This window comes from Streptomyces sp. SID10853 (assembly GCF_010548145.1).
Taxonomy (GTDB): Bacteria; Actinomycetota; Actinomycetes; order Streptomycetales; family Streptomycetaceae; genus Streptomyces.
Map to the genome: position 1 here is coordinate 1 of NZ_JAAGLN010000234.1, position 10,862 is coordinate 10,862.

Here is a 10,862-nt window from a genome sequence, read left to right on the forward strand (position 1 = left end):
CGGGCGCGCGGGGCGGGTGCCCGGCGCATCCGCCCCGCGCACCTGGACCCGCGCCCTCACAGCGCCACGAACGCCGCCACCAGCAACCCGGCCCCCGCGACCCCCGCAGCCCACCCCGTACGCGTCATCCGCAACCCGCCCCCGATCACCAGCGCCGCCAGCAGCAACGCACCCCCCAGCGGCACCCACGCGTGCAACGCACCCGCCCAGCCCGTCCGGATCGCCTCATCACTCCCGGGACGCACCACCACAGGCAGCCGCTCACCCTTCTCCGCAGCCGTCGACCTGTCGATGACCAGACCGCTGTGCGCAGCCGAACCGGCCGACGGCACGAACGGACCCGAACACGTGCCGCCCGCACACGAGGCCACCGTCAGCGTCCCGTGATCACGGCCCTTCGCCAGAAGCACATGCTGCGCCGTTCCCCACGAGGACCAGAAACCGGCCACCAGGATCAGCACCGCGACACAGCCCATGGCTGCCCGGCGCGCGTACAGCAGGACGCCGTGACTCCGCTTCATGGGGCGCGATCCTTGGCCATCGGACCACGCCAGGTCAACCCGTCAGGAGTTGTACGTGGTCTGCGCCCGGTCAAGACCCTCGATGATCAGCGCCTCCACCGCGTCCGCCGCCCGGTCCACGAAGTACCCCAGCTCCTTGCGCTCCGCCGACGAGAAATCCTTCAGCACGAAGTCGGCGACCTGCATCCGGCCCGGCGGCCGGCCGATACCGAACCGCACCCGGTGATAGTCGGGACCCAGCGACTTCGTCATCGACTTCAGACCGTTGTGCCCGTTGTCCCCGCCGCCCAGCTTGAGCCGCAGCGTCCCGTAATCGATGTCCAGCTCGTCATGGACGGCGACGATGTTCGCCGTCCCCACCTTGTAGAAATCGCGCAGCGCCGTGACCGGACCACCCGAGAGATTCATGTACGACATCGGCTTGGCCAGCACCACCCGCCGGTTGCCGGGCCCCGGCGGACCCAGCCGGCCCTCCACCACCTGAGCGCGCGCCTTGTGCGCCTTGAAGCGGCCCCCGATGCGCTCGGCCAGCAGATCGGCCACCATGAAACCCACGTTGTGGCGGTTGGCCGCGTAATCGGGACCGGGGTTACCGAGGCCCACGATCAGCCAGGGAGCGGTCGGGTCGGGCGTCATCTGCACGTCTCCATCTGCACGTGTCCGACTCCCGGCGAAGCCCGGTGAAGCCGGTGAACAGCCAGCCGCCGCCCGCGCCTTGCGGCACGGACGGCGGACTCGGACACACTCCGGAACACCACGGCCCCGGACCCGCCGGAACAACCGGCGGACACACACTCAGCGCGAGGCTCAGGCCTCGGCGCCCTCGGCCGCCTCGGCCTCGGCGGTCGGCTCCTCGGCCTGCGCGGCCACGACCTGGATGACCACGGCGTCCTCGTCGGTCGCCAGAGTCGTGCCGGCCGGCAGCGGAACATCCTTCGCCAGGATCGAGTCGCCCGCGTCCATGCCCGCGACCGAGACGGTGACCGACTCGGGGATGTGGGTGGCCTCGGCCTCGACCGTCAGGGTGTTCAGCACGTACTCCAGCAGGTTGGCGCCCGGCGCCAGGTCGCCCTCGGCGTGCACCGAGACCTCGACCGTGACCTTCTCGCCCAGCTTGACCGCGAGCAGGTCCACGTGGGTCAGGTTGCGCTTGATGGCGTCACGCTGGACAGCCTTGGGGATGACGAGCTCGGTGCGGCCCTCGATGTCCAGACGCAGCAGCGCGTTGGCGGTCTTGAGCGCCATCATCAGCTCGTGGCCCGGCAGGGTGACGTGCACGGTGTCGGCACCGTGGCCGTAGATGACCGCGGGAACCTTGTTCTCACGACGGATCTGGCGGGCAGCGCCCTTGCCGAACTCGGAACGGACTTCAGCGGTGAGCTTGACCTCAGCCATGTGGCACTCCTCGGAGGTGACGAAAACGGATGGGTCACCCGGCCACGTATCGCGGCCTGCTACGAAGAGCGCGTCGATAACGGAGTCCCGTACCCATGAGTACGGCCTCCCTCGCCGAGCAACTCCGTGAGTCTACCCGGCCGGGAGGCCGTCCCAGAAATCGATCTTTCAGGCCGCTGTCAGACCTGCTCTGCTACGCCTGCTCCTCGAAGAGGCTGGTCACCGAGCCGTCCTCGAAGACCTCGCGCACCGCACGGGCGATCGTCGGCGCCATCGAGAGCACCGTGATCTTGTCCAGCTCCAGATTGTCCGGGTCGGGCAGCGTGTTCGTGAAGACGAACTCACTCACCTTGGAGTTCTTCAGACGGTCCGCGGCAGGGCCCGACAGCACCCCGTGCGTCGCCGTCACGATGACGTCCTCGGCGCCGTTCGCGAACAGCGCGTCCGCGGCCGCACAGATCGTGCCACCGGTGTCGATCATGTCGTCGACCAGGACACACACCCGGCCCTTCACCTCACCCACGACCTCGTGGACGGTGACCTGGTTGGCGACGTCCTTGTCACGGCGCTTGTGGACGATCGCCAGCGGCGCACCGAGCCGGTCGCACCAGCGGTCCGCGACCCGCACCCGGCCCGCGTCGGGAGAGACGATGGTCAGCTTCGAACGGTCCACCTTGGCGCCCACGTAGTCCGCCAGTATCGGCAGCGCGAAGAGATGGTCCACCGGGCCGTCGAAGAAGCCCTGGATCTGGTCCGTGTGCAGGTCGACCGTGAGGATGCGGTCCGCACCCGCGGTCTTCATCAGGTCCGCGATCAGCCGGGCCGAGATCGGCTCACGGCCACGGTGCTTCTTGTCCTGCCGCGCGTACCCGTAGAACGGCACGATCACGGTGATGCTCCTGGCCGAGGCCCGCTTCAGCGCGTCGATCATGATCAGCTGTTCCATGATCCACTGGTTGATGGGAGCCGTGTGGCTCTGCATCAGGAAGCAGTCCGCGCCGCGGGCCGACTCCTGGAAACGGACGTAGATCTCGCCGTTCGCGAAGTCGAAAGCCTTAGTCGGCACCAGGTCGACCCCCAGCTGGGAGGCGACCTCCTCGGCCAGCTCGGGGTGGGCGCGGCCGGAGAAGAGCATCAGCTTCTTCTCGCCGGTCGTCTTGATCCCGGTCACAGCACAGTCTCCTCAGACGTGTTGATTGCTGCTGGGCGAGCCAGCCGGAGGTATGTACCGGGGCGTACCCCGGAGTCCCGGCCCGTAAGCCGAGCATGCGTCTATCACGGTACGCGCAGATGAACGCACGTGTTTCCGGTCAGCTTTCGCCGCCGGACTCATCAGAGGCGGCCTGAGCGGCCCGCGCGGCGGCACTTCCCGGCCGCTTCCTGGCCACCCAACCGTCGATATTCCTTTGCTGGCCCCGGGCAACGGCCAGCGCACCGGCCGGCACGCTCTTCGTGATCACGGAGCCCGCAGCGGTGTAGACACCGTCCCCGACCGTGATGGGAGCCACAAACATGTTGTCCGAACCGGTGCGGCAGTGCGACCCGATCGTTGTGTGGTGTTTGTCCTGTCCGTCATAGTTCACGAAGACACTCGCCGCACCGATGTTGCTGAACTCACCGATCGTCGCATCGCCGACATACGAGAGATGCGGCACCTTCGAACCCTCACCGATGGTGGCGTTCTTCGTCTCCACATACGTCCCGATCTTGCCCCGCGTACCGAGCCGCGTACCGGGCCGCAGATAGGCGTACGGGCCCACCGTCGCGTGCTCGCCCACCTCCGCACCGTCCGCCACGGTGTTGTCCACCCGCGCGAACGCACCCACCACGGTGTCCTTCAGCCGCGAGTTCGGCCCCACCTCGGCGCCCTCGGAGAGATGCGTCGTCCCCAGCAGCTGCGTACCCGGGTGGATCACCGAATCCGGCTCGAAGGTCACCGCCACATCGATGAACACCGACGCGGGATCGATCACACTCACCCCCGCCAGCATCGCCCGCTCCAGCAGCCGGGCGTTCAGCAGCGCACGCGCCTGCGCCAGCTGCACCCGGTTGTTGATCCCGACGATCTCCCGGTGGTCACCGGCGACCGACGCCCCGACCCGGTGACCGGCCGCCCGCAGAATGCCGAGCACATCGGTCAGATACTCCTCGCCCTGGCTGTTGTCCGTACGCACCTTGCCCAGCGCGTCCGCGAGCAGCCGCCCGTCGAAGGCGAACACCCCCGAGTTGATCTCCCGGATCGCCAACTCGGCCTCGGACGCGTCCTTGTGCTCGACGATCGAGATCACCGCGCCGGTGGCGTGATCGCGCACGATGCGCCCGTAACCGGTGGCGTCCGGGACCTCGGCGGTCAGCACGGTGACGGCGTTCTTGTCGGCGGCGTGGGTGGCGGCCAGCGCGGCGAGCGTCGCCCCGGTGAGCAGCGGGGTGTCGCCGCAGACGACCAGAACGGTGCCCTCCGGGGCCGTGCCCAGCTCTTCGAGCGCGGTACGGACGGCGTGCCCGGTGCCGTTCTGCTCGCGCTGCACGGCGGTCCGTACGCTCGCGTCGGCCTCGGCGAGATGGGCCTGGACCTTCTCGCGCTCGTGCCCGACGACCACGACGAGCTGCTCGGGCGCCAGCTCGCGGGAGGCGGCGATGACATGCCCGACGAGCGAGCGGCCGCTGATCTCGTGCAGGACCTTGGGCGTGGCCGACTTCATCCGGGTGCCCGCACCCGCCGCGAGAACGACGACGGCGGCGGCAGCCGAGGGAGCCTCTCCCCCTGTTTGCGCGGAACCGAGACCTTGGGGGGGAGTGGCGCTCACGGTGGTGCCCTTCGGGTGCGGGTGGGTGGATATCCGCAGAATACCGGGGGGCCGGGAGGTGGAAATGGGGGCGGGTCCCGACCTGGCAGGTCAGGACCCGAACCACTCATTGCTCCGCCGCTAGGATTCGAACCTAGACCGAACATCTCCAAAGGATGCCGTGCTGCCGATTACACTACGGCGGAACGCGCGTCAACCGGGCGAGGAGTGCTCCCCGGCCAAAACGCTGGCATCTACTATGCCGTACCACCAGCCCTCGACGCGACGATAAAGGCCGGCGCTCTTTCGAACCCGGATGACAAGACAGCCGCGGTAGTCGGCGCCGACGTTCTTGCGCACGGTCTTCGCGTTGTGCTTCTTGAGGGTGGTCCTGCCGAACGACGAGGCATCGCTCCCGACGAGCGCCGCCCAGTACTCCTCGGCGGCGGCCACGTCGGCGGACTCATGAATCAGTACGCGGAAGTGGAGCAGCTCGCGGTCCACTCCGAGAAGATCCAGCCAAGCCAGGAACACCTGAATCATGCTGGGGTCACTGTTGACGAACGCGACGCTCTCACGTCGGGCGTGAGGCTTGTCCTTGGTCCCTTCGGCCCAGTAGAGCGCGGTCCCCACCATCATGAGTTCCCGGTCGGACAGCGCGCCGACCGCTTCCCTGGCCGCGCGCTTGGTCTCCTGGCGTTCCGCATCGCGCCGCTGCAGCGTGGCCTCCCAGCCGCGCTTCGCGATCGCCGATGCGTCCTCGCGCGTACGCCGGGGAGGCTTCGGCAGATCCCGTACCCACAGCGAGATCGAACTCTTCGAGCACCCCAGCTCCAGCTGTATCCGGTCGTACGTCAGGCCCTGCAGCCGGAGTTCCCGGGCCTTCGCCCGGAGGCCGTCCTTCGCGTTCGGGCGTTTCGTCCACTCGGGGGCGGGCTCGCCGTCCAGCAGGCGGTTGAGGATGTCGTTGTTGTCGACGAAGAGCCGGTCGCGGATCTGGCGGCGGCTGAGCCCCTCCCGGCGCAGCGCGACGGCCTGGGCACGCAGTCCTTCGAAGTCGGAGTACTTGCTGCTTTTGTTGCGGATACCGGTCATGGTGGCAGCATCGTCCGGAATGCGGACGTCCGGTTCGAAAGCCTGCTCGATTCACTGGATCGAGTGATCGGGGTGTATTGCGCGTAACCTCCCACATTGAAATTCGTGGGGCAGGGGTGCGCCCGCCCGTACGCTGGTTGCCATGACCGCAACGGGGGCGCAAGACGCCACGGCCACGGGGCTGACCGCCCGTGGCTGGTGGTGGTGGGAACGGCGGCGCAGTGCCGTGCTGGATGTGGGGCTGGGTGTCGTCTCGGCTCTTGAGTGTGCGTTGGAGGGTGTTGATTTCTCCGGGCAGGCCGGGCTTCCCGTGCCGCTCGGGGTGGTGTTCGGGCTGCTGGCCGGTTTCGTACTGGTGCTGCGGCGGCGGTGGCCGATCGCGGTGGTGCTGGTGTCGGTCGCCACGACGCCCGCCCAGATGGGTTTCCTGATGGGCATCGTCGGGCTCTATACGCTCGCCGCTTCCGATGTGCCGCGCCGGCTGACCGGTGCGCTGACCGTGATGGCGACGCTCGGGACGCTCATCGTGACGTTCGTGCGGCTGCGCCACGGGGTGGGCGCCGAGGACGGGACGCCGGGGCCGGTGTTCGTCGTGCTGGGGTCCGTCTTCATGTCGCTGGGGCTGACGGCGCCGCCGGTGCTGTTCGGGCTGTACATCGGGGCGCGGCGCCGGCTCATGGAGAGTCTGCGGGAGCGTGCGGACAGTCTGGAGCGTGAGCTGTCGCTGCTGGCGGACCGGGCCGAGGAGCGGGCCGAGTGGGCGCGGACGGAGGAGCGGACGCGGATCGCGCGGGAGATGCACGATGTGGTCGCGCACCGGGTGAGTCTGATGGTGGTGCATGCGGCGGCGCTGCAGGCGGTGGCGTTGAAGGATCCTGCGAAGGCGTCCAGGAACGCGGCGCTGGTGGGGGACATGGGACGGCAGGCGCTGACCGAGTTGCGGGAGATGCTCGGTGTGTTGCGGTCGGGTGAGCCGGTGCGGGCTCCGGCTGCGGCGCCGCCGGCTGCGGTGCCGCTGGCGGCTGTAGGGGTGGCGGCGGCCGCTGCCGCGGCGGCCGCGGTGGAGGACGGGCCGTGTCTGGATGAGCTGGATGTGCTGGTGGGGCAGTCGCGTGCGGCGGGGATGGTGGTGGAGCTGCTGGTGGAGGGTGCGGCCGGGGCGTATGACGCGCTGGTGGAGCAGACGGCGTACCGGGTGGTCCAGGAGGCGCTCACCAATGTGCACAAGCATGCCGCCGGGGCGAAGACGCGGGTGCGGCTGGCGCACCGGGGGGCCGAGGTGGCGTTGCAGGTGGAGAACGGTCCGTCGGATGCGGGGGCGGCGGATGCGGGGTTGCCGAGCGGGGGGAACGGTCTGCTGGGGATGCGGGAGCGGGTGACCGCGCTGGGCGGGGTGTTCGTGTCGGGGCCGACGGAGGCCGGGGGGTTCCGGGTGTCGGCGGTGCTGCCGGATCAGCGGTCTGCCGAGCGGGCCTGACGGGGCGGTGGGTCCGCGGTTCTCCTGGCCGGAGGCAGACGGAGGCAGCAGACAGGGGCAGACGGAGGCAGGCTGGGGCAGGCGGAGGTACGTGACGGCAGGCCGGGGCAGACGAGGGCGGGCCGGGGCAGGCGGAGGCACGCGGCAGGCGAGGGGCGGGCCGGGGGCAGGCCGGGGCCAGGCGAGGGCCAGGCCGGGGCAGGTCCGGGATCTATGCGCCGGTGCTCTGTGCGGAGCCGAGTCTGACCGGTTGGAGTCCGGTGATGAGGGTGGCGAGTGCCTGGTCGATGTCGTGGCCCAGGTACCAGTCGCCGGTGTGGTCGATGCTGTAGATCCGGCCCTCGGCGTCGATCGCCAGCAGCGCTCTGCCGTCTGCTTCGTCGCCGAGCGGGGCGATCTCGGTGCCGAGCGCGCGGCCCAGGTCGGCGAGGGTACGCGCGAGGTGGAGGCCGCTGAGGGGGTCGATCCTGACAGGGGACGGGGCTGTCTGGCGGCCGGGTGCGGGGCCGGTGATGCACAGTCCGCCGAATTCGGCCCAGGCTTCGACGGCCGCGGGGAAGACGGCGTGCTGGTGGCCGGCGGGTGAGACGTGGGCGCGGAGGGTGTCGGCCCACTGTTCGGCGCCCCGGATGTCCCAGCGGCCGGGCAGCCAGCCTGCTTCGCGGAGCGTGGTGTCCACGGTTTCGGGGAAGCGGGTGCCGGTGGCGGCGGGTGCGTCCGGTGCGTCCTGCGGGTGCGGCGGCATCGGCGGTGGTTCAGCCCTTCTCGGTGGTCGGGTCGACTGCGCGTACGCCGAAGTGGGCGAGCATCGCCGTACAGGAGCGGCAGGGTGGTGCGTAGCTGCCGTGGAGTGGATCGCCGTCCTCGCGGATGTGGCGTGCGGTGATTTTGGCGTGTTTGAGGGTGCGGCGGGCTTCGCCGTTGGTGAGGGGTTTGCGGGAGGCGCGTTTGGAGCGGGTGCTTTCCACGCCGGTGAGGTGGCGGGAGAGCAGGATCGCCTCGGGGCAGCGTCCGGTGAATCGTTCACGCTGGCCGCTGGTGAGGGTGGTGAGGAAGTCCTGGACCAGGGGGTGGAGCGCGGGGGGCTGGTCGGCTTTGCCCGCGGTGGAGGTGAGGGTGTCGGCGCCGCGTACGGAGAGTGCGGCGGCGACGGTGGGGAGGATGCCGTCCCTGCGGTGGCGGAGTTCGGGCGGGCGGGAATCGGTGCTGCTCCAGCGCAGGCGTGGGTCGCCCGCAGGTCCGGTGCGGTGCGGCGGCGGTGCGGTGTGCGGTGCCGGGCCGGTTTGCGGTGCCGCCTGTGCCGCCGGTGATGTGTGCGGTGCCGCCTGTGCCGCCGGTGATGGCTGCGGTGTGTGCGGCGTGTGCGGTGTCTGTGCGGTGTGCATGGTCGTGCTACCCCTCCCACCCCGCGGCGGCTGCCGCCGGTGTTGCGCCCCCCGTGTTGCGGGGTCAGCCTGCCAAATGGGGCACCGGGTGGGGAAGCTGGGGCCTGTGATCGGCGTGGTGTGTCGGCTGCGGGTCACTCGAACGTGACCGTCCGTTACGTGGCTGTGCGGGGGCCGGGACTGTGCGGCGACGGGGCGGGACCGGCTCTTGCACCACCGCATAGGCTGTCGTTCCAAGCCATTCGCAGCAGGGGGCAACCGCCATGACGACAGGTCGGCTCGGGCAGCAAGCCGCGCCACCGAACGCGGCCTATGCCGGGCAGCTCGTAAGCTTCCCGGACCCGGTCCGGGCCGCGCGCCACCCCCGCGGTGTGCGGGTGGACGGGAACGGCTTCCCGGATTTCTCGCCGTACGCGCGCGCGGCCGCGGAGATCGCGGAGCCCCCGGAGGGGTTCGGCGTGGACGAGCTGCGGCTCACGGACTATGTGTCGGCCAATGCCGCGCTGGCGGCGTCGGGGCACGAGCTGTGGGACACGATCCCGGCGGTTGCCACGCCGCACGGCTGGACCTGGCACCACGTGCCGGGCGGGCGCCGGCTGGAGCTGGTGCCGGTCGAGGTCAAGGCGTTGCTGCGGCATCACGGCGGGCTAGCGACGGCCGCTGTGGACCAGAACAAGCGGGGTACGCGTCCGCTGCAGGACACCCGGCCCGCCCATTTCGGGCTGCCCAGAGGGTCGGTGGCGGTCGGTGAGCAGCTGGTGCTGGCCGCCGAGGAGGATCTGGGGTACCGGCTGCCTGCCGCGTACCGGTCGTTCCTGAAGGCGGCGGGTGGCTGTGCGCCGGTCGGTACGGCGCTGGACGCGGAGTTGGGCCTGCTGGTGGACCAGCCGTTCTTCACCGTGCGGGACGAGGCCGCCGTCAATGACCTGGTGTACGTGAACAAGTGCCTTCGGGACCATCTGACGAAGGACTATCTGGGCGTGGGTTTCGTCCAGGGCGGGATTGTCGCCGTGAAGGTCAAGGGCGGTGGTGTGGGCACGGTCTGGTTCTGTGCGTACGACGATGCCCGTGACCAGGACGCGTGGCCGCCGCCCGAGCGGGTGGAGCGGCTGCTGCTGCCGTGCGGTGAGGATTTCGACGCGTTCCTGGAGCGGCTCGCGGGGAATCCGCCGGAGCTGGAGACAGTGGCGAACCTGATGGTGGACGGCGGCTTCGCGCAGGCCGTCCCGGTCTCGGCCGAGGGGTGATGAGCCGATGGTGACCTTTGCGCAGGCGCAGGAGCGCGCGGAAGAGTGGGTCAATGGGGACGTTCCCGCGTATCAGCACCGTGAGGTGCGGGTACGGGAGTTCGACCTCGGTTTCGTGGTGTGGGCGGAGGACCGGGCCGACGGGCCTTCGGGCGGTGGCGGCCGGCAGCGGCTGGTGATCGCCAGGGACGGCGGTGAGGCGACGCTGTGGCCGGGGCTGCCGGTCGGTGAGGTGGTGCGGCGGTACGAGGAGGAGTACGGGGCCTCGGGCGATGCGCCGGCGGCGCCGGAGCCGTCGCAGCGGATCGATCTGAACCAGACGTCGTTCCTGCTGACTCCGCCGGAGTGGCTGCAGGACGCGGCGGACAAGCTGGGCATTCCTGACCGGCGGTCGGGGGCCACCGGGGCCGGTGCGTCCGATGTGCCGGGCGGTGCTGGTGCGTCAGGCGGCTCTGGTGGGGCAGTTGGTGCTGGTGCGTCCGGCGGCGCTGGTGCGTCCGGTGCGGGCTCCGGGGCCGACGGGGATCATGAGCCCACGGCCCGTGAGGGTGTTCCCGCGGACGGGACGCCGTGGGCCGGGACCGACACGAATGCGGTGCCCGGGGGGCAGGACGGTTCGGTTCCGCTGCCCGCGACCGTGTTCGCGCCGCCGCTGGCCGGTTCGGACGACGAGGGGGCCCCGCCGCCCGGTGTCGCGCCCGAGGCCAAGACAGCGCTGATGTCCGGGGGCAGCGGGCTGCCGCGGACGACTGTCGCGCCCGCGCTGGACGGTTCCCAGCCGCCGCCGCAGTTCCAGCAGCCGGAGCCGTCTCCGGAGCCGCAGCCGCTGTCTCAGCAGCAGTCCCAGCAGCTTTCGGGTTCGCCCCAGCAGCCGCCGGCCGGCCAGCAGCCTTCGCAGCTGCCGTCACCTCCGCCGGGTGCGCCCCTGCCGCCGCCCGCCGCCGGCCGGCTTCCGG

At 70.5% G+C, this 10,862-nt stretch carries 10 protein-coding genes, 1 tRNA gene and 1 pseudogene; 3 read left to right on the plus strand and 9 right to left on the minus strand.

All coding sequences use genetic code 11. The features are described from left to right. Positions 1-56 precede the first annotated feature (56 nt). From G3I19_RS29885 to G3I19_RS29915, 7 genes are all read right to left on the minus strand, one after another. Positions 57-521: a hypothetical protein gene (locus G3I19_RS29885; protein WP_164266843.1), complete on the minus strand. Its 465-nt coding sequence runs from the start codon at positions 519-521 to the stop codon at positions 57-59. A 42-nt stretch (positions 522-563) separates the two neighbouring features. Further along, positions 564-1,157, minus strand: a complete 594-nt coding sequence (pth, locus tag G3I19_RS29890) for an aminoacyl-tRNA hydrolase (RefSeq protein ID WP_164266844.1) — start codon at positions 1,155-1,157, stop codon at positions 564-566. Positions 1,158-1,328: 171 nt separating this feature from the next. Further along, positions 1,329-1,916, minus strand: a complete 588-nt coding sequence (locus G3I19_RS29895; protein WP_164266845.1) for a 50S ribosomal protein L25/general stress protein Ctc — start codon at positions 1,914-1,916, stop codon at positions 1,329-1,331. A 193-nt stretch (positions 1,917-2,109) separates the two neighbouring features. After that, on the minus strand, positions 2,110-3,087 hold the full coding sequence (locus G3I19_RS29900) for a ribose-phosphate diphosphokinase (protein ID WP_164266846.1): 978 nt from the start codon (positions 3,085-3,087) through the stop codon (positions 2,110-2,112). 139 nt (positions 3,088-3,226) lie between these two features. Next, positions 3,227-4,723, minus strand: coding sequence for a bifunctional UDP-N-acetylglucosamine diphosphorylase/glucosamine-1-phosphate N-acetyltransferase GlmU (gene glmU / locus G3I19_RS29905; RefSeq protein WP_164266847.1), 1,497 nt, complete (start codon positions 4,721-4,723; stop codon positions 3,227-3,229). Between the two features lie 112 nt (positions 4,724-4,835). Further along, positions 4,836-4,908 (minus strand) — tRNA-Gln (locus tag G3I19_RS29910). Positions 4,909-4,915: 7 nt separating this feature from the next. Further along, a complete protein-coding gene (locus tag G3I19_RS29915) occupies positions 4,916-5,797 on the minus strand; it encodes a hypothetical protein (RefSeq protein WP_164266848.1) in 882 nt (293 codons plus the stop codon). Positions 5,798-5,939: 142 nt separating this feature from the next. Between G3I19_RS29915 and G3I19_RS29920 the strand changes: the two genes are divergently transcribed. After that, positions 5,940-7,274, plus strand: a complete 1,335-nt coding sequence (locus G3I19_RS29920) for a histidine kinase (RefSeq protein ID WP_164266849.1) — start codon at positions 5,940-5,942, stop codon at positions 7,272-7,274. A 211-nt stretch (positions 7,275-7,485) separates the two neighbouring features. Here the strand turns inward: G3I19_RS29920 and G3I19_RS29925 are convergent, their stop codons facing one another. Both G3I19_RS29925 and G3I19_RS29930 read right to left on the minus strand, forming a co-directional pair. Then, complete coding sequence (locus tag G3I19_RS29925) at positions 7,486-8,019, minus strand: SUKH-3 domain-containing protein (RefSeq protein WP_164266850.1); 534 nt, start codon at positions 8,017-8,019, stop codon at positions 7,486-7,488. A gap of 10 nt (positions 8,020-8,029) precedes the next feature. Then, positions 8,030-8,659, minus strand: a complete 630-nt coding sequence (locus G3I19_RS29930; protein WP_164266851.1) for a YwqJ-related putative deaminase — start codon at positions 8,657-8,659, stop codon at positions 8,030-8,032. Positions 8,660-8,922: 263 nt separating this feature from the next. Here G3I19_RS29930 and G3I19_RS29935 point away from each other — a divergent pair, with 263 nt between their 5' ends. Further along, a complete protein-coding gene (locus G3I19_RS29935; RefSeq protein WP_164266852.1) occupies positions 8,923-9,906 on the plus strand; it encodes an SMI1/KNR4 family protein in 984 nt (327 codons plus the stop codon). Positions 9,907-9,913: 7 nt separating this feature from the next. Beyond that, positions 9,914-10,862 (plus strand): annotated as a pseudogene (locus G3I19_RS29940) (hypothetical protein); the annotation flags it as partial.